Annotated in this window: 19 protein-coding genes and 1 tRNA gene; 9 read left to right on the top strand and 11 right to left on the bottom strand. The window is 68.1% G+C overall.

Going from position 1 to position 17,541, the window contains the following annotated elements:
- The first annotated feature begins 35 nt into the window (after positions 1-35).
- Complete coding sequence (locus ACFVWL_RS01845; protein ID WP_387177777.1) at positions 36-497, top strand: hypothetical protein; 462 nt, start codon at positions 36-38, stop codon at positions 495-497.
- 26 nt (positions 498-523) lie between these two features.
- Here the strand turns inward: ACFVWL_RS01845 and ACFVWL_RS01840 are convergent.
- Together ACFVWL_RS01840 and ACFVWL_RS01835 are read right to left on the bottom strand one after the other, a co-directional pair.
- Positions 524-596: transfer RNA gene (locus tag ACFVWL_RS01840), tRNA-Lys, on the bottom strand.
- 137 nt (positions 597-733) lie between these two features.
- The gene (locus ACFVWL_RS01835; protein WP_387177775.1) at positions 734-1,393 is read right to left on the bottom strand and encodes a fasciclin domain-containing protein; all 660 of its coding nucleotides are present in this window, start codon (positions 1,391-1,393) and stop codon (positions 734-736) included.
- 194 nt (positions 1,394-1,587) lie between these two features.
- On the opposite strand from ACFVWL_RS01835, the gene sigK reads away from it, so the two are divergent.
- The 4 genes from sigK to ACFVWL_RS01815 all read left to right on the top strand — a co-directional run bounded on the left by sigK (position 1,588) and on the right by ACFVWL_RS01815 (position 4,670).
- Positions 1,588-2,187, top strand: a complete 600-nt coding sequence (sigK, locus tag ACFVWL_RS01830; RefSeq protein ID WP_387177771.1) for an ECF RNA polymerase sigma factor SigK — start codon at positions 1,588-1,590, stop codon at positions 2,185-2,187.
- On the top strand, positions 2,184-2,957 hold the full coding sequence (locus ACFVWL_RS01825) for an anti-sigma factor domain-containing protein (RefSeq protein ID WP_387177768.1): 774 nt from the start codon (positions 2,184-2,186) through the stop codon (positions 2,955-2,957). Before sigK ends, ACFVWL_RS01825 begins: the two co-directional genes overlap by 4 nt.
- A 29-nt stretch (positions 2,958-2,986) precedes the next feature.
- The gene (locus tag ACFVWL_RS01820) at positions 2,987-3,616 is read left to right on the top strand and encodes a DNA-directed RNA polymerase subunit beta (protein WP_387177766.1); all 630 of its coding nucleotides are present in this window, start codon (positions 2,987-2,989) and stop codon (positions 3,614-3,616) included.
- A gap of 169 nt (positions 3,617-3,785) precedes the next feature.
- Positions 3,786-4,670 (top strand): aminodeoxychorismate lyase, encoded by an 885-nt coding sequence (locus ACFVWL_RS01815; RefSeq protein WP_387177763.1) that lies wholly within the window; start codon positions 3,786-3,788, stop codon positions 4,668-4,670.
- 73 nt (positions 4,671-4,743) lie between these two features.
- Here ACFVWL_RS01815 and pstB read toward each other — a convergent pair whose 3' ends face one another.
- From pstB to ACFVWL_RS01780, 7 genes are all read right to left on the bottom strand, one after another.
- Positions 4,744-5,523: a phosphate ABC transporter ATP-binding protein PstB gene (pstB, locus tag ACFVWL_RS01810; protein ID WP_028503355.1), complete on the bottom strand. Its 780-nt coding sequence runs from the start codon at positions 5,521-5,523 to the stop codon at positions 4,744-4,746.
- A 28-nt stretch (positions 5,524-5,551) separates the two neighbouring features.
- Positions 5,552-6,655, bottom strand: a complete 1,104-nt coding sequence (gene pstA, locus ACFVWL_RS01805; RefSeq protein WP_387177760.1) for a phosphate ABC transporter permease PstA — start codon at positions 6,653-6,655, stop codon at positions 5,552-5,554.
- A 1-nt stretch (position 6,656) separates the two neighbouring features.
- Positions 6,657-7,607: a phosphate ABC transporter permease subunit PstC gene (pstC, locus tag ACFVWL_RS01800; RefSeq protein ID WP_387177757.1), complete on the bottom strand. Its 951-nt coding sequence runs from the start codon at positions 7,605-7,607 to the stop codon at positions 6,657-6,659.
- Between the two features lie 92 nt (positions 7,608-7,699).
- Entirely contained in the window at positions 7,700-8,806 is a 1,107-nt protein-coding gene (gene pstS, locus ACFVWL_RS01795; protein WP_387177754.1) for a phosphate ABC transporter substrate-binding protein PstS, read from the bottom strand.
- A 150-nt stretch (positions 8,807-8,956) separates the two neighbouring features.
- Entirely contained in the window at positions 8,957-9,946 is a 990-nt protein-coding gene (locus ACFVWL_RS01790; RefSeq protein WP_387177751.1) for an NUDIX domain-containing protein, read from the bottom strand.
- A complete protein-coding gene (locus tag ACFVWL_RS01785; RefSeq protein WP_387177749.1) occupies positions 9,943-12,108 on the bottom strand; it encodes an RNA degradosome polyphosphate kinase in 2,166 nt (721 codons plus the stop codon). The genes ACFVWL_RS01790 and ACFVWL_RS01785 overlap by 4 nt, the downstream gene beginning before the upstream one ends.
- A gap of 51 nt (positions 12,109-12,159) precedes the next feature.
- On the bottom strand, positions 12,160-12,843 hold the full coding sequence (locus ACFVWL_RS01780; protein ID WP_387177747.1) for a winged-helix domain-containing protein: 684 nt from the start codon (positions 12,841-12,843) through the stop codon (positions 12,160-12,162).
- A 71-nt stretch (positions 12,844-12,914) separates the two neighbouring features.
- On the opposite strand from ACFVWL_RS01780, the gene ACFVWL_RS01775 reads away from it, so the two are divergent.
- From ACFVWL_RS01775 to ACFVWL_RS01765, 3 genes are all read left to right on the top strand, one after another.
- Positions 12,915-13,205, top strand: a complete 291-nt coding sequence (locus ACFVWL_RS01775) for a hypothetical protein (protein WP_387177746.1) — start codon at positions 12,915-12,917, stop codon at positions 13,203-13,205.
- A gap of 150 nt (positions 13,206-13,355) precedes the next feature.
- The gene (locus tag ACFVWL_RS01770) at positions 13,356-13,958 is read left to right on the top strand and encodes an FABP family protein (RefSeq protein WP_387177745.1); all 603 of its coding nucleotides are present in this window, start codon (positions 13,356-13,358) and stop codon (positions 13,956-13,958) included.
- 1 nt (position 13,959) lies between these two features.
- A complete protein-coding gene (locus ACFVWL_RS01765; RefSeq protein ID WP_387177743.1) occupies positions 13,960-15,090 on the top strand; it encodes a YgfZ/GcvT domain-containing protein in 1,131 nt (376 codons plus the stop codon).
- Between the two features lie 21 nt (positions 15,091-15,111).
- Here ACFVWL_RS01765 and ACFVWL_RS01760 read toward each other — a convergent pair whose 3' ends face one another.
- The gene (locus tag ACFVWL_RS01760; protein ID WP_387177741.1) at positions 15,112-15,939 is read right to left on the bottom strand and encodes a class I SAM-dependent methyltransferase; all 828 of its coding nucleotides are present in this window, start codon (positions 15,937-15,939) and stop codon (positions 15,112-15,114) included.
- Positions 15,940-15,998: 59 nt separating this feature from the next.
- On the opposite strand from ACFVWL_RS01760, the gene ACFVWL_RS01755 reads away from it, so the two are divergent.
- On the top strand, positions 15,999-16,748 hold the full coding sequence (locus ACFVWL_RS01755) for a phosphoglyceromutase (protein ID WP_021199094.1): 750 nt from the start codon (positions 15,999-16,001) through the stop codon (positions 16,746-16,748).
- 71 nt (positions 16,749-16,819) lie between these two features.
- Here ACFVWL_RS01755 and phoU read toward each other — a convergent pair whose 3' ends face one another.
- Complete coding sequence (phoU, locus tag ACFVWL_RS01750; protein WP_021199093.1) at positions 16,820-17,530, bottom strand: phosphate signaling complex protein PhoU; 711 nt, start codon at positions 17,528-17,530, stop codon at positions 16,820-16,822.
- Positions 17,531-17,541 lie beyond the last annotated feature (11 nt).

Genomic DNA, 17,541 nt, shown 5'->3' with positions numbered 1-17,541 from the left:
CGCGGATCCGCGGGTCGCAGCAGTACGATCCAGACATGCGCGTCCGTTCTTCACTCGTCATCCTCTCGGCGCTCGTCCTGCTCGCGGGGTGCGCCCCTGAGCCGGCCTCGAGCCCTTCGCCGTCCGAGTCGAACACATCTTCGCCCACTGCCGCTCCGACGCCTTCCCCTTCGCCCTCCGAGACTCCGGATCCGCCGGTGACCGGAACGGAGTTCACCACGTCCGTGCTCGTCGAGCTGTGCACCGAGAAGACCCGCAGCCTGGCGCCGAACGCCACGTACTACGCGGACATGGCGACCACCGAATGGCTTGCGTCGTCGGCACTCTGGTTCGTGGTCATCCCGAAGACACTCGACGGTGCGGACAGCGTCGCGGTGTGCGGCATCGGAGGGACCCAGGAGGCGCCCGTGTTCGCTCTCGAGGGGGAGTCGCTGCCGGGCGGTGTGGCCGACATCCGCGAGGAGCTGTTGACGGGAGCGCCCGGCAGCGAGTCCTGAGACGGTCGCCGCGAGGCGACCTGCGGTGGGCCCCGTGGGGCTCGAACCCACGACCCGCGGATTAAAAGTCCGATGCTCTGCCAACTGAGCTAGAGGCCCCTCATCAAAGTCTAGTGCGCACGACGAGGGGCCGTCGGCGACACAGCACCGCCGACGGCCCCTTTTCCTTCCCGGGTTCTCCCCCTGCTCCCGAGAAGGGCGCGTGCCGGGTGTCCTCCCACCCGGCTGTCCCTGGCTCAGGAAGCCGGGGGCATCAGAACCGTGTCGATGAGGTACACGGTCGCGTTCGCGGTCTTGACTCCACCGCAGATGACCTTGGCGTCGTTGACCATCAGGTCGTCTCCGCTGCCCGTGACCTCGAGGTCGGCGCCCTGCACGGTGGTGTGCATGCCGTCGATGTCGGCCGGATCGATCTGGCCGGGAACCACGTGGTAGGTCAGGATCGAGCTCAGCGTGGCGCTGTCGGTCTTGAGGGCCTCGATGGTGGCCGGGTCGATCTTCGCGAAGGCGTCATCCACCGGTGCGAAGACCGTGAACTCGCTGCCGTTCAGCGTGTCGACGAGGTCGACGTCGGGGTTGAGCTGTCCGCTCACCGCAGCGACCAGCGTGGTCAGCAGCGGGTTGTTCGAGGCCGCGACCGCGACGGGGTCCTGCGACATTCCCTCGACCGAGCCCGCGCCGTCCGGCACGGCGTCGGCGTATGCCGCGCAACCGGGACCGACCAGGTTGGCGGCCGGGTCCATCTCCATCGGCGTCGACTCCGACGTCTCCGGTGCCTTCGGCTCGGAAGACGAGTCCGTGCTGCTACCGCTGCCCATGGAACAGGCGGAGAGCAGGAACGCGCTCGCCAGGCCGAGGGTGATTGCCGCGGTGACCTTCTTCTTGGTGCTGAACATGTCGAGCTCCTTCAGAACTGAGCCACGGCCTCTCCGTGGCGTCGAGGGCTGTTCGGAGCCCGTTCGGGATCGGATGGGACGAATCTGAGAAATCTTCGAAACCGATCCGATCCCACCACCGGAGCGAGCTGGGCGCGAGGTCTAATCCTTCACATTCGGGTGACGTCTGCACGTGTTCGGAGAGGAGATACGGCATGCTTGTGGAGATGGTCATCGATGGGTTCGACGTTCCCGAGGACGGAGCGACGCAGGATGCTGTCGCCGACCTCCTCGTCCGCGTCGCGTCCGGTGATCAAGCTGCCTTCGCGGCTCTCTACGACACCCTCTCCTCCCGCGTGTTCGGCCTCATCCTCCGTGTCCTGGTGAACCGCGCGCAGAGCGAGGAGGTGCTCCAGGAGGTGTTCCTGGAGATCTGGCAATCCGCTTCGCGCTTCGCTCCGAACAGAGGTCAAGGACGAGCGTGGATCATGACGATCGCTCATCGCCGGGCCGTCGATCGGGTGCGAGCATCGCAGTCGAGCGCCGACCGAGACGTACGAGCAGGATTCAAGGACATCGGCGTCGCGCACGACAGTGTCGCGGAGCAGGTCGAATTGGGGATAGAGGGAGGGAAGGTCGTCGAAGCGCTTTCGGGGCTTCCCGAGGCGCAGCGCGAAGCACTCGTCCTCGCGTATTACGGCGGTTACAGTCAGAACGAGATCGCGGCCCTCGTAGGGGCGCCGCTGGGGACTATCAAGACACGGATGCGAGACGGGCTCAGCCGTCTGCGCACGGCGATGGGGGTGACGGCATGAACGAGAAGGACTTCGCGGAGCTCGCGGCAGGTGCCGCGCTGCACTCGCTCTCCGCAGACGACGAGCGTCGATATCGTTCCGCCCTCGGGGAGCACCCGGAATGGCAGGACACGGTTGATGCGGATATCGCCACAGCGGCGTCGCTCGCAGATACTACCGAGCCCGTCACCGCTCCCGCCTCCATCCGCTCCGTGCTGCTGGCGAAGATCGCCGACATGCCCCAGGACGACGGATCGCAAGCGGATCCGGATGTCTCGCCCGATCCCATCGCGAAGACGTCGGCGAAGTCTCCGGTCGATCCGAAGAAGCCGCGCCGCTGGACCCGCACCGCCTTCGCGCTGGCGGCGTGCCTCGCCCTGCTCGTGGGCGTCGGGGTCGGTGCGGTCGCTCTCAACCAGCAGTTGAATCCTCCGGCGAGCGTCGTCGCTCTGCAGGAGATCGAGGCTGCCGGAGACGCGCAGCAGGCGTCGGTCGCCCTGGACGACGGAGGAACCGCGACAGCGCACTGGTCCGCCTCCGCCGGCAAGGCGGTGCTCGTGGCCGACGGCATTCCGAGCCCGGGAGACGGGCAGACCTACGAACTGTGGTTCGTGCGCGGCGATGCCCCTGTCTCTGCGGGCGTCTTCGACGTCGACGGCGGCGATGCCACGGCCCTGCTCACCGGCGACATGCAGGCGGGCGATGCCATCGCCGTGACCGTCGAGCAGGCCGGCGGATCGCCGACGGGCCTGCCGACCTCCGACCCGGTGATCGTCATCCCCACGGCGTGAGCCCCACTGATCGCGCGTACCCTGGAGGGATGCCCGAGCAGTACCATCGCCCCGTGCGCCGCCCGACGAGTGCCTTCGACAACATCGTCGGCACGCATGATCCCGCCGAGGAGACGCGCATCGCGCACGCCACGGCATCCGCTCTGCTGGCCCGCGTGCGCGCCGACGAGAGCGGAGCGAGCGCCGAACGCCTCGTGGCCTTCACCGCCGAGCACGGGATCGACGAGATCGCCGAGCTGTGGTCGAAGGCGCCGTCGCGCACGCTGCCCGGTGCGCTCTGGCGCCTCTACGTGCTGCAGCTCGCGATCCACGGCGACCCGCAGACCGCTGCGCTCCTCTACGACCGTGGGCGCGTCGAGCTGCCGTCGGCGGATGCCATGATCGCCGGAGCCCCGGTGCCCGCGAGTCCGGATGAACTGGTCGCACTGATCGACACGATCCTGCGCGGAGCGTTCCGCGGTGACTTCGCCGTCGCACTCGACCGCGCGGCGGCGTTCTGCCGCGTGCAGGCATCCGGCGCGACCCACACGGCAGACGACTACGAGCCGACCGAGCCTGCACGGGCCAGCGAGCTGACCACCAGGGCACTGCGTCTGAGCAGCTACGGACAGGATCTGGCCGCGGCCGCCGTGCTGTGGCGGATGGACGCTCTCGCCTGAAGCGACGCCCGAGGAAGAACCGCCGGACATGAAAAGACCGGGCCGCAAGAACGCCTCTCGGCGGAAGGCCGCTCAAAGCGGCAAAAATTGGAGCCCGGGGTTATGCGGCCCGGCCATTCAATTGTAACGCGATCGGGCGTGGGGTATTCCCGCCGTCTAGGCTCGGATCATGACCGGGCGCTTCGCACTCATGATCGATCCCGTCGCCGCCGACGTGCAGCGAACCGACTTCGCCGACACCTTCACCCAGGTCGACGCCGCAGCTCCTGCGCTCAGCGTCGGGGAGCTGAGCACGCAGCGCGGTGACGGGGTGTTCGAGTCGATCGGCGTGGTCGACGGGCATGCACAGGAGGTCGTTCCCCATCTGGACCGCCTCGCCCATTCCGCCCGGCTGTGCGACCTTCCGGCGCCGAATCTCGCGCAGTGGCGGCAGGCGATCGATCACGCAGCTGCCCAGCTCGGCGCGGGTGAGTCCGTCATCAAGCTGATCCTCAGCCGCGGGGTCGAGCACGGGCCGACTCCGACGGCGTGGGTGACGGCGGCTCCGGCGGCCGACTTCACGGTCGTGCGCGAGAACGGTGTGCGCGTCGCGACTCTCGACCGAGGATACGACCTGGGCGCGGCGGAGCGCGCCCCGTGGCTGCTGCTGGGCGCGAAGACGTTGTCCTACGCCGTGAACATGGCCGCGTTGCGCGAGGCGCATCGACGCGGTGCCGATGACGCGATCTTCCTCTCGAGCGACGGCTTCGTGCTGGAGGCTCCGACGGCCTCGCTGATCCTCCGCTTCGGAGACCGCTTCGTGACGCCGGCTCCGACCGGCGGCATCCTGCACGGCACGACTCAGCTCAGCGTGTACGAGCACCTCGCCGCCCAGGGGTTCGAGGTCGGATACGACCGCATCCCGGCGACGGATCTCCCGCAGGCGGATGCCGCATGGCTCGTGTCGAGTGTCCGCCTCGCCGCGGCGATCACCTCCGTCGACGGCGTCTCCCTCCCGGTCGACCGGGCCCTCACCTCCGCCCTGAACCGCTACCTGCTCTCCCCGCGCGACTGAGGCTTCGCCTTCGCCTGCACGCGAAGAGGGCCCGGAAACCGAAGTCGCCGGGCCCTCTTCCGCGTGCTTCAGATCACCCGAAGCGGCCGGAGACGTAGTCCTCGGTGGCCTGCACGGACGGGGTGGTGAAGATGCTCGTGGTGTCGTCGTACTCGATCAGCTTGCCGGGCTTGCCGGTGCCGGCGATGTTGAAGAACGCGGTCTTGTCGGACACGCGGCTCGCCTGCTGCATGTTGTGCGTCACGATCACGATGGTGAACTCGTTCTTGAGCTCGCCGATCAGCTCCTCGATCGCGTAGGTCGAGATCGGGTCGAGGGCAGAGCAGGGCTCATCCATCAGCAGCACCTGCGGTGACACGGCGATGGCGCGGGCGATGCACAGACGCTGCTGCTGACCGCCGGAGAGACCGGAGCCGGGCTTGTCGAGGCGGTCCTTGACCTCGTTCCACAGGTTCGCACCGGTGAGCGACTTCTCGACGAGGGCGTCCTGGTCGCTCTTGGACATGCGGCTGTTGTTGAGCTTCACCCCCGCGAGGACGTTCTCCTTGATCGACATCGTGGGGAACGGGTTCGGGCGCTGGAAGACCATGCCCACCTGGCGGCGGACGAGCACCGGGTCGATGCCGGGACCGTAGAGGTCCTTGCCGTCGAGCAGCACCTCGCCCTCGACACGGGCTCCGGGGATGACCTCGTGCATGCGGTTGAGGGTGCGCAGGAACGTGGACTTGCCGCAGCCCGACGGGCCGATGAACGCGGTGACGCTGCGCGGCTGGATGTCGAGGGAGACGCCCTCCACGGCGAGGAAGTCGCTGTAGTAGACGTTCAGGTCGTTGACTTCAATGCTCTTGGACACTGCAGTTCCTTGCTTGTCGGGTCGAGGCTCAGCGGCCGGTCTTGGGTGCGAAGATCTTCGCGACGAGCCGCGCGATGAGGTTGAGCAGCATGACGATGATGATGAGCGTCAGGGCGGCGGCCCAGGCCCGTTCCACGTATGCCTCAGCGGGAATGCCCTGGTATGCGTACTGCGAGTACGTGAAGACCGGGAGGGTCTGCATGCGCCCGCTGAAGAGGTTGTAGTTCATGGCGTCGGTGAATCCGGCCGTGAGGAGCAGTGGCGCGGTCTCACCGATCACGCGGGAGATGGCGAGCATGACACCCGTCGTGATGCCGGCGATCGAGGTCGGCAGGACCACCTTGACGATCGTGAGCCACTTCGGCACGCCGAGCGCGTACGCCGCCTCACGCAGTTCGTTCGGCACCAGTCGCAGCATCTCCTCGGTGGAGCGCACGACGACCGGGATCATGAGCACGGCCAGGGCGACCGAGCCCGCGATGCCCATGCGCACACCGGGTCCGAAGATCAGCGCGAAGACCGCGTAGGCGAAGAGGCCGGCGACGATCGAGGGGATGCCGGTCATCACGTCGACGAGGAAGGTGATGGTGCGGGCCATGCGCCCGCCCTTGCCGTACTCGACCAGGTACACGGCCGTCATCAGACCGATCGGGATCGAGATGATCGCTGCGGCGAGCGTGACCAGGAGTGTGCCGATGATGGCGTGCAGGGCGCCGCCGCCCTCGCCGAGCACGCCGCGCATCGACGAGGAGAAGAACAACCCGTCGAAGCGGGCCACGCCGTTGGCGACCACGGTGATGGCGACCGACACCAGCGGCACCATCGCGATGGCGAACGCCGAGGTGACGATGCCGGTGATCAGGCGGTCGAGTGCCTTCCGCGGACTCTCGATGATGCGCGACATCACGTAGATGAGCACGAGGTAGATGATGGCGCCGAGGACGACGGAGCCCGCGATGTTGAGGTCGGAGCCGCCGGCGAGCGCCGTGATGGCGAAGGGGGTGAATCCGATGAGGAGAGAGAGGCCGAGAAGAGCCCAGGGTGACCAGCGGGGGAGGTGCCCGGAGCTGAGCGAGAGCTGGGACGGGGCCGCGCTCGCCGTGCGAGCCGATTCGGGGGCGGTAACGGTCATGTCAGTTCGCTCCCGAGAATTCCTTGCGGCGGTTCACGAACCAGCGTGCGAGCGCGTTCACCGCGAACGTCACGACGAACAGGATCAGACCGGTCGCGATGAGGATGTTGATGTTGACCTGGTACGCCTCGGGGAACGTCAGCGCGATGTTGGCTGCGATCGTGGAGGGGTTCGTGGAGGTGAGCAGTTCGAACGTGACGGCCTTGCTCACCGAGAGCACCATCGCGACGGCCATCGTCTCACCGAGCGCGCGGCCCAGGCCGAGCATGGAGGCGGAGACGATGCCGGAACGGCCGAAGGGCAGTACGGCCATTCGCACCATCTCCCAGCGGGTGGCGCCGAGGGCGAGGGCGGCCTCCTCGTGGAGACGTGGGGTCTGCAGGAAGATCTCGCGGCAGATGGCGGTGATGATCGGGACGACCATGACCGCCAGCACCATGGCGGCGGTGAGGATCGTGCGGCCGGTGGGGGAGACGACGCCGCTGAAGAACGGGATCCAGGAGGCGTTGGTGTTCAGCCAGACGTAGATGGGCTGAACCGCGGGGGCAAGGACCAGGATGCCCCAGAGGCCGAAGACGACCGAGGGGACAGCGGCGAGCAGGTCGACCACGTAGCCCAGGCCCTGAGCGAGTCGGCGGGGGGCGTAGTGCGTGATGAACAGCGCGACGCCGAGGGAGAGGGGGACGGCGAGGAGGAGGGCCAGGAAGGCCGCCCAGACGGTGCCGAAGAGGAGAGGACCGACGTAGTCCCAGAAGTTGGTCTTGAGGAGCGAGGCATCCTCTGCGGTCGCGGTGAAGGCCGGGATCGACTGAACGATGAGGAAGATCGCGACCGCGGCCAGCGTGATCATGATCATGGATCCGGCGGCGACCGCCGTTCCGGAGAACCAGAGGTCACCGGCGCGCTTCTTCGCGACGATGCGCGTCGACGCCGGCGAGGTCGTGGCTGTCATGGGAGCTGCTTCCTGCTCAGTGGAGATCGGGTGTCTGACGCGAGCAGACGGTCTCCGGGATGCCGCGTGGCATCCCGGAGACCGTCACTGGCTCACTTGATGAGGTCGATCGCAGCCTGTGCCTGCGTGCGCAGGTCGTCCGAGATCGGGGCGCTGCCGGCGTTGGTCGCGGCGACGTCCTGGCCCTCGGCGCTGATCGTAGTGGTGAAGAACGCCTTGGTCAGCGCGGCGACGTTCTCGTCCTCGTACTCGGCGCAGCCGATGAGGTAGCTGACGAGGAGCACCGGGTACGCGCCGTCGGCGGTGGTGGTGCGGTCGATAGCGAAGGCGAGGTCGCCGTCGGTGCGGCCTTCCTCGATCTTCGACGCGTCGAGGGTTGCAGCGGCGCCCTCGGCCGAGTGCGGCACGAACTTGTCGCCGACCTTCACGTTGACGGCCGAGAAGTCGGCGGCCTGCGAGGAGTCGATGTAGCCGATGAGGCCCTGTCCGCCCTTGACGGCGTTGGCGACGCCCGAGGTCTTCTCGGCGGACTCGCCGGCGAGGTCGGCCGGCCACTCCTCGACACTGCCCGCGGTCCACACGTCACCCGCGGTCTGCGCGAGGTAGTCGGTGAAGTTGCCCGTGGTTCCCGACTTGTCGGAGCGGTGCACCGGCGTGATGGCGAGGTCGGGGAGCTTGGCGTCGGGGTTGTCCTCGGCGATCGCCGGGTCGTTCCAGTTGGTGATCTTGCCGGCGAAGATCGATGCGATCGTCTCGGGGGCGAGGTTCAGCTCGTCCACGCCGTCGAGCGAGAAGACGATGGCGATCGGGGAGACGTAGGCGGGGATCTCGATGAGGTCGGAGCCGTCGACGCATGCGCCGAAGCCGCCGGCCGAGATCTCGTCGGTCTTGAACGCGCGGTCGGAACCGGCGAAGTTGACCGCACCCTGCTGGAAGGACTCGCGGCCACCGCCCGAGCCCTGCGGGTCGTACTCGACCTGGGCGTCGGGGTTGGTCTTCTGGAACTCGGCGGTCCAGGCCTGGATGGCGACCTGCTGCGAGGAGGCGCCCGCGCCGACCAGGGAGCCGCTGACGGCTGCGGAGCTGGAGGTGGGCTCGTCGGTGGAACCGGTGCCGCCTTCGTTCGCGGCACAGCCGGCGAGGGCGAGAGCGGCGACGGCGCCGATGGCGCCGATTCGTGCGATTCGGGAGATCTTCACTGTGGATCCTTCGATCTGGAATGGGTGGGGCCCGGTGCAGGGCACACAGTGACGCTATGGGCGACGGTTAACGAGACTCTCCCGAGCAGGTGAACGGCAGGTGAACGACGGGCGACTCTCTGGGGTGCTCCCGCGAGAAATCAGGGGACGTCAGACCTTGGGGATGTGCGTCTCGATCGCGATGATCCCGGATCCGGGGTTCGTGGCGGACAGGTGCACGACAGAGAACGCGGCCGGCTCGAGGTCCGCCGCGCTGCTGAGATACGAGCCCTGGATGGTGCCGGTGGCCAGTGCGATCTCCGACAGCAGGCCGGGCAGCACGGGGCCGTGACTGCACAGCACGGCCGGCTTGCCGGCGCGGATGCGGCGTCCGACGACCGATCGCAGGTCGGAGTCGCCGTCCTCCCAGGCATCCTGGCTCATCTTCTCGGTCTTCACCGGCTTGCGATCGAGTGCGCGAGCGAGCGGGGTGATCGTCTCGATGCAGCGCACCGCGTCACTCGTCACGATCCGGCGCACGCCGAAAGCGCGCAGCGGTCCCACGATCGACTTCGCCTGCTTCCGTCCGCGATCGGTGAGGGGCCGCGAGGCATCCGAGCCGTCCCACTCCGAGCGGGGAGTGGCCTTCGCATGGCGCAGCGCGATCACCGGGAAGGTGCGCAGCACGCCGTCGTCGACGAGGTTCGAGAAGAAGTCGAGGATCTCGAGGTCGACGGGGTAGCTCAGGCGCGCTCTCGCCTTCTTGACGCTGACCCACTCCAGCGCGGCGATCTCCCGATTCGGAACGAACGTCGACTCCCGGATGGCGGCGTCCGTCGCCTCCGCTGCCCAGTAATGCACGACCTTCTGCTTCTGCGACGCCAGGTGGTAGCGGCTCACGCCGACCGACACCCCGAGCGAGACTCGGATGCCGGTTTCCTCGTGCACCTCGCGCACGGCCGTCTCGGCGAGCATCTCACCGGGATCGACCTTGCCCTTGGGGAGGGTGATGTCGCGGTACTTGGTGCGGTGGATCAGCAGGATCCGCAGCTTGCCCTCGACGAGGCGCCACACGACGGCCCCCGCCGCGTACACGGCCTTGTCCGTCCACTTCGAGTTCGTCGTCGTGTCGGCCGGGAGCTGCAGCTGCCGAGTGTTCATCGAACCGCCCGTGCGCGACGGCGCCGCTGGATCAACCCCATGGTCTTATCCTGCAGGTCGATGAGGGGCTTGCCCTCCGCGTCGACGGCGTGGCGCTCCCAGACGCCGCCGGCACCGAGGTGCCACGAGGTCGTACCGGCATCCATCGCCAGGTCGAAGAACGTGCTGAGCTCCTTGAGATGGGCGGGGTCGGTGACGCGCACCAGTGCCTCGACACGGCGGTCGAGGTTGCGGTGCATCATGTCGGCGCTGCCGATGTACACCTGCGGGTCGCCGCCGTTCTCGAAGGCGAAGATGCGCGAGTGCTCCAGGTATCGTCCGAGGATGCTGCGCACCGTGATGTTGTCGCTGATGCCGTCGAGGTCGGTGCGGAGGCTGCAGATGCCCCGTACCCAGACGTCGACCTTCACCCCTGCGGCGCTCGCACGGTAGAGCGCGTCGATGATCTCCTCGTCGACCATGGAGTTCACCTTGATGCGGATGTGCGCGGGAATCCCCGCTTCGGCATTCTTCCGCTCGGCGTCGATCTGGCGGACCAGGCCCTTGCGCAGGTGCAGGGGTGCGACGAGGAGGCGCTTGAACTTCTTCTCGATCGCGTAGCCGCTGAGCTCGTTGAAGAGTCGCGTCAGGTCCTTGCCGACCTGCGCATCGGCGGTGAACAGCCCGAAGTCCTCATAGATGCGACTGGTCTTGGGGTTGTAGTTGCCGGTGCCCACGTGGGAGTAATGCTGCAGCTTGCCGTCTTCCTCGCGGATCACGAGCGCGAGCTTGCAGTGGGTCTTCAGACCCACGAGACCGTAGACCACGTGCACGCCGGCCTTCTCGAGCTTGCGCGCCCAGACGATGTTGTTCGCCTCGTCGAAGCGTGCCTTCACCTCGACGAGGGCCAGCACCTGCTTGCCCGCCTCTGCCGCGTCGATGAGGGCCTGCACGATGGGGCTGTCGCCGGAGGTGCGGTAGAGGGTCTGCTTGATGGCGAGCACGTGCGGGTCGCGGGCGGCCTGTTCGAGGAACGCCTGCACGCTCGTGGTGAACGACTCGTACGGGTGGTGCACAAGCACGTCCGACTTGCGGATCGCCTTGAAGATGTCGGCCCGCGTGCTCGACCCGGCGGGCTGGAAGGCCACGGCCGTGGTCGGCAGATGCGGCGGGTACCGCAGGTCGGGACGGTCGATGCGGGACAGATCGAACAGACCGCGCAGGTCGAGCGGCCCGGGAAGTCGGTAGACCTCCAGGTCGGTGATGTCGAGTTCGCGGACCAGCAGGTCCATCGTGACGTCATCCATGTCGTCGGTGATCTCGAGTCGGATCGGCGGGCCGAATCGTCGGCGCAGGAGCTCCGCCTCGAGTGCCTGGATGAGGTTCTCGCTCTCGTCCTCCTCGATCTCCACGTCTTCGTTGCGGGTGAGGCGGAACGCGTGGTGGTCGAGCACCTCCATGCCGGGGAACAGATCGCCCAGGTGGTTGGCGATGAGTTCCTCCAGACGCAGGAAGCGCTTGATCTCGCCGCCGCCTGGCACCTCGACGAAGCGGGGGAGCATGGGCGGCACCTTGAGGCGCGCGAACTCCTGACGTCCGGTGCGGGCGTTGCGGATGCGGATCGCGAGGTTCAGCGACAGACCCGAGATGTAGGGGAACGGGTGGGCGGGATCCACGGCGAGCGGCATCAGGACCGGGAAGACCTGGGCCCCGAAGTACTCCGACAGCGCCGAGCGCTCGCCGTCGGTGAGCTCAGACCACTCGGTGATCTCCACTCCGGATTCGGCCAGGGCCGGACGCACGAGCGAGGTCCAGGCGTCGGCATGCCGCAGCTGCAGGGCGTGCGCCTCACGAGAGATGTCGGCGAGGGCGTCGACGGGGGAGCGGCCGATGTTGGTGGGCACGGCGAGACCGGTCATGATGCGGCGCTTGAGACCCGCGACGCGCACCATGAAGAACTCGTCGAGGTTGCTCGCGAAGATCGCCAGGAAGTTGGCGCGCTCGAGTTCGGGAAGCGACGGATCCTCGGCGAGCTCGAGCACGCGCTGGTTGAAGGCGAGCCAGCTGAGCTCGCGATCCAGGTAGCGGTGGTCCGGGAGCTGTGCGTCGTAGGACTCGATGGCGTCGAAGTCGTCGTCTTCGGCGTCACCCAGCCCGGCGTCGGCGAGTGCGGGATCGATCATGGGGTACATCTAAGCACCGAGAGGTGACGCGCGTGTGAACGGAGTCGATCGTCAGCCCGCGCTGGCGAGGCTCTCGTCCTCGTTGACGTTGAAGCGGTAGCCGACGTTGCGCACCGTTCCGATGATCTGCTCCTGGTCGCCGAGCTTCGCCCTGAGCCGTCGCACGTGCACGTCGACCGTGCGGGTGCCCCCGAAGTAGTCGTATCCCCAGACCTCGCTGAGCAGCTGCTCGCGGGTGAACACGCGTGCAGGGTGCGTCGCCAGGAAGTGCAGCAGCTGGAACTCCTTGTAGGTGAGATCCAGAGGTCTGCCGCGCAGCTTCGCCGAGTAGGACTGCTCGTCGATCGTGACGCCCGACGCCTGCACGCGAGCGGGCTCGGCGACCTCGTCGCGCCGAGCGAGCGCGAGACGGAGCCGGGCGTCGATCTCGGCCGGTCCCGCCGTGGAGAGGAGGACGTCGTCGATGCCCCAGTCTCCCGAGAGCGCGCTCATCCCTCCTTCTGTGACGACGAGCAGCAGGGGTGCGTCCTGGCCAGCGGTCCGCAGCAGGCGGCAGAGCGACTTCGCGGCGACGAGGTCGTGGCGGCCGTCGACGATCACGACGTCGTAGTCGGGTGCGTTGACCAGCTGGGAGGGCTCTGCGGGGATCTGGCGCGCGCGGTGGCTCAGCAGCTCGAGCGCGGGGAGCACCTGCTCGGAGAGCGGAGCGTTGGTCAGAACCAGCACCTGGGCCACACGCACTCCTCACAGACGCGGATCGACGTCGTGCCGCCATGATACCGGGAGCGATGCGCAACAATGGAGACATGACGGATCCCGCACTCGCACCACGCAACGCGTTCGTCGGTGTGCTCGTCGTCTGGGCCACGGCCTTCCTCGCCACCGTCGCCATCGGCATCTTCGTGCCGGAGGAGTGGCGTGTGCCCTGGCTTCTGGTCGGTTTCGGCGGCGCCGTCCTCCTGTCGTTCGCCGTGCAGCTCTGGTACGGGCGCACGCAGGGCTTCATCTTCCGAGTGGCGGGGAGCGTCATCGGTGCGCTGCTGCTGATGGGCATCATCTCGGTCGGATTCGGCCTCGCGGCGCTGATCCCCTCCTGACGCCGGCGCGGCGCGGTAAGGTGGAGCACATGGACCTCATGGCGCTCGAAATCTTCTTCATCGGCCTGCTGGGCCTTGCGAGCCTCGCTATCGTCTTCGTCTCGGCAGTGGTGCTGCGCAACCTCTTCCGCGGCCAGCGCTGACGCGATAATGCTCGAACTGCCCGTCGACCTTCCCGCTGACCTCGTCCCCTTCGCGTGGCTGATCGGCGTCTGGGAAGGCACAGGCGTCATCGACTATCCGGTCGGCGACGAGCGTCTGCAGGGCGAGTTCACGCACCGCGTCAGCTTCAGCCATGACGGAGGATCGTTCCTGAACTACTCCGGAACGGCCACCTTCCTCACCGAAGACGGCGCCCCCGCCACCGCACTGCTCGCGGAGACCGGTTTCTGGCGGCTCGCGCGCCCGGCGACGGCGGCAGATGCCGGCCCCGCGCTGCTCCCGCCCACCGCACCCGCGGTCACGCGCACGGTCGACGACGTGGAAGAGCTGCGTGCGCCGAGCGGCGGATTCCCGATCGAGGTCTCACTCGCGCACGCCGACGGTGCCCTCGAGCTCTACATCGGGGAGATCAACGGCCCGCGCATCGACATCGGCTCCGACGCCGTCGTGCGCAGTGCCGGGGCGAAGGTGCACACCGCATCGTCGCGTATGTACGGTCTCGTCGACGGACATCTGCTGTGGGCGTGGGACATCGCCGCTCTCGGCACTCCGTTGCGCTCGCACGCGTCGGCGCGGCTGGCCAAGGTCTGACGTGTCCGGCTTCAACCAGATCGACGGCGTCGTCTCCGACGGCGACCTGATCGCGCACTTCGGCGATGCCTTCCGAGAGCAGCGACGTCTCGCCGATGGCACCGCGCTCGCGCCTCTCGGCGACCGCACCGTGATCGAGGTCGCGGGCCCTGAGCGGCTGACCTGGCTCGACTCGATCACGTCGCAGGCCGTGGGGCGTCTCGCCGCCGGCGACAGCACCGAGCTCCTGGTGCTCGATCCGCAGGGCCGCGTCGAGCATGCGGCCGGGGTCATCGATGACGGCGCATCCACGTGGCTCATCGCCGACGCCGATGACGCCGAAGCGCTCGCCGCTTGGCTGACGCGCATGAAGTTCCGCACGCAGGCCACGGTCGACGTCCGCTCCGACCTCGTGCTGGTCGGCTATGTCGACGGCGGGGCAGTCGCGTCGATGGGGACCGCTGCCGCGTTCGCGCCGAACGGCACCGCTCTCGTCTGGGCCGACCCATGGCAGCGGATCAGCGCCGGTGGCCACCAGTACTCGGAGGTCGCAGAGCACCCCGCCGCCGACTTCGCCTGGCGGGTGGCGATCCTCAGCGCGGCAGGAGCAGACGCTCTCGCCGCGTCCCTCGACAGGGAGGCGCTCGCGGGACTTCTCGCCGCGGAGGCCTTGCGCGTCGCCGCCTGGCGCCCGCGCTGGAAGACAGAGGTCGACGAACGATCGCTGCCCCATGAGTCCGATTGGATCCGCAGCGCGGTACACCTGAACAAGGGTTGCTACCGCGGGCAGGAGACTGTCGCGAAGGTGCACAACCTCGGGCACCCGCCCCGGCGGCTGGCCGCGCTCCACCTCGACGGCAGCGATGCCGTCCTGCCCGAGCCCGGTGCGCCGGTGTTCGCCGGCGACGACGAGGTCGGGCACCTGACCTCGGTGGCGCGACACCATGAAGACGGTCCGATCGCTCTCGCGATCCTCTCCCGACGAGCACCGATCGGCGACCTCGTGGTGCGCGCCGACGGCATCGACATCGCCGCGTCCCAGCAGGTGATCGTCCCGGCCGATGCGGGAGCCATGGCTGACATCCCGCGCCTCACGCGGCTGTCGCGCCGACCCACCGCACCGGATCCACGCGACTCCGCCGCCGGAAGCTGAGTCGCCCGCGGTCGATCTGCCTCAGTCTGCGAGCGGAGCGACCGCATTCCACGGCAGCGTGAGCTCACCCAGGCGCCACCGCGTGCGTCCGCCGAGCACGGGCCACCCCTGCTCGCGAAGAGCTGAGACGGCGGCGAGGAAGCGCTGGGTGGCTCCGAACGTCGACAACGGGGCTGCACGGTCCCACTCGCGGTCGAGGTCGACGAGCAGCGCGTGGATGCGCTCGCCGGGAACGTTTCGGTGGATCAGCGCCTTGGGCAGTCGCTCGGCGACGATGCTCGGCCGCTCGAGGTCGGCGAGCCGCAGGGAGATCGTGAAGCGCAGCGGTGCGGCATGGGCATCGACGTCGATCCAGCTCGAGACGCGGCCGATCTCGTCGCAGGTCCCCTCGAACAGCAGTCCGTCCGGAGCCAGGCGTGATGCCATGCGGGACCAGGCATCGGGAACATCGGGCTCGTCATACTGCCGCAGCACGTTCATCGCGCGGATCACCGCAGCCTTGCGGCCGTAGGGAAGGGGAACCTCGAAGCCGCCGCGCGCGAACGAGACCGGGAGATCGCGGGCGAAGGCGGTTCGTCCCGCGCGTACCTCGGTGAGCTGGGCGTCAGCGGTCGCTACGCGCGCGGGGTCGATCTCCAGGCCGCGCACCTCGACGTCGTCGCGCACCCGGACCAGGCGGGTCGCGAGTTCGAACGCCGTCACCCCGCTGGCTCCGTAGCCGAGATCCACGACCAGCGGATCCGACGCCCGGCGCAGGGCGTCGCTTGCGGCGATCCAGCGATCGTTGCGTCGCAATCGGTTCGTCCCCGTGGTGCCGCGGGTCGGCCGACCGAGGGGAGATGACGCCATGTCTCCATCCTCCCAGCATCCGACTCGGGGGCCGTGCCCCGGACGGATAAACTGACGGCATGACTGCGACGCGCACCCTCATCCTGCTCCGCCACGGCCGGAGCGAGTGGAACGAACTGAACCTGTTCACCGGTTGGGTGGACGTCCGCCTCAACGCGCAGGGCGAGAAGGAGGCCCGCCGTGGTGGCGAGCTGCTGGCCGAATCCGGCATTCTCCCCGACGTGCTGCACACCTCCCTGCTGAGTCGTGCGATCCAGACGGCGAACATCGCCCTCGACGCCGCCGACCGCCTGTGGATCCCGGTCACGCGGTCCTGGCGCCTCAACGAGCGGCACTACGGTGCGCTTCAGGGCAAGGACAAGGCGCAGACGCTCGAGGAGTTCGGCCCCGAGCAGTTCCAGCTCTGGCGCCGCTCGTTCGACGTGCCGCCGCCCGTGCTCGACGACGAGAGCGAATTCAGTCAGGTGAACGATGTCCGCTACGCGGGCATCGACGGCGAGGTGCCGCGCACCGAGTCGCTCAAGCTCGTCATCGACCGTCTGCTGCCGTACTGGGAGAGCGCGATCGTCCCCGACCTCGAGGCCGGAAAGACCGTGCTCGTCACGGCACACGGCAACTCGCTGCGTGGTCTCGTGAAGCACCTCGAAGGCATCAGCGATGACGACATCGCCGAATTGAACATCCCCACCGGCATCCCGCTGGTCTACGAGCTGGATGAGAACAACGTTCCCACCGGTCCCGGTCGCTACCTCGACCCGGAGGCCGCCGCCGCCGGTGCCGCCGCCGTCGCGGCACAGGGTAAGAAGTAGGAGCCTCTGCAGCTCACGCAGAAGCCCCCGATGCGAAGGCATCGGGGGCTTCTGCATTGCCGTGGGTGCGATCAGGCGTGACCGAACTCCTGCTGGCCGAGCTCCTGCTGCTCGACAGCGAGGGGGATGTCCTCCTCCTCGACGGCCCAGTCGCCGGTGGCGAGGTAGACGACCTTCTTCGCGACGGCGACCGCGTGGTCGGCGAATCGCTCGTGGTAACGGCTGGCGAGCGTGGCGTCCACGGTCGCTGTGGCCTCACCCTTCCAGTTGTCGCTGAGCACCTTCTCGAAGACGGTCGCGTGCAGCTCGTCGACGTCGTCGTCCGCATTGCGGATGGCGTCGGCGAAGCGCAGGTCCTGGGTGCGCAGCAGCTCGGAGAGCGTCCGCGCCACTTCGACGTCGAGCTCGCCCATCTTCACGAAGGTGCCCTTCAGGCCCTTCGGGATCGCGCGCTCGGGGAACCGGAGTCGGGCGAGCTGGGCGATGTGCTCCGACATGTCGCCCATGCGCTCGAGCGAGGCGCTCACGCGCAATGCCGTGACGACGATGCGCAGGTCGCGGGCGACCGGCTGCTGGCGGGCGAGGATCTCGATGGCCTGCTCGTCGAGCGCGACGGCCAGCTCGTCGATCTTCGCGTCGTCGGCGATGACCTCTTCGGCCAGGGCCACGTCGCTCGTGGCGAACGCCCTGGTGGCCTTGTCGATCGAGACCGTGACGAGGTCGGCGATCTCGACGAGGCGGTTCTGAAGGTCCTCGAGGGACTGGTGGAAGACTTCGCGCATGTTGGGGCGCA

The organism is Microbacterium sp. NPDC058269 (assembly GCF_042881445.1).
Classification (GTDB): Bacteria; Actinomycetota; Actinomycetes; order Actinomycetales; family Microbacteriaceae; genus Microbacterium.
This window is presented reverse-complemented; position numbering and strand designations above follow the sequence as displayed.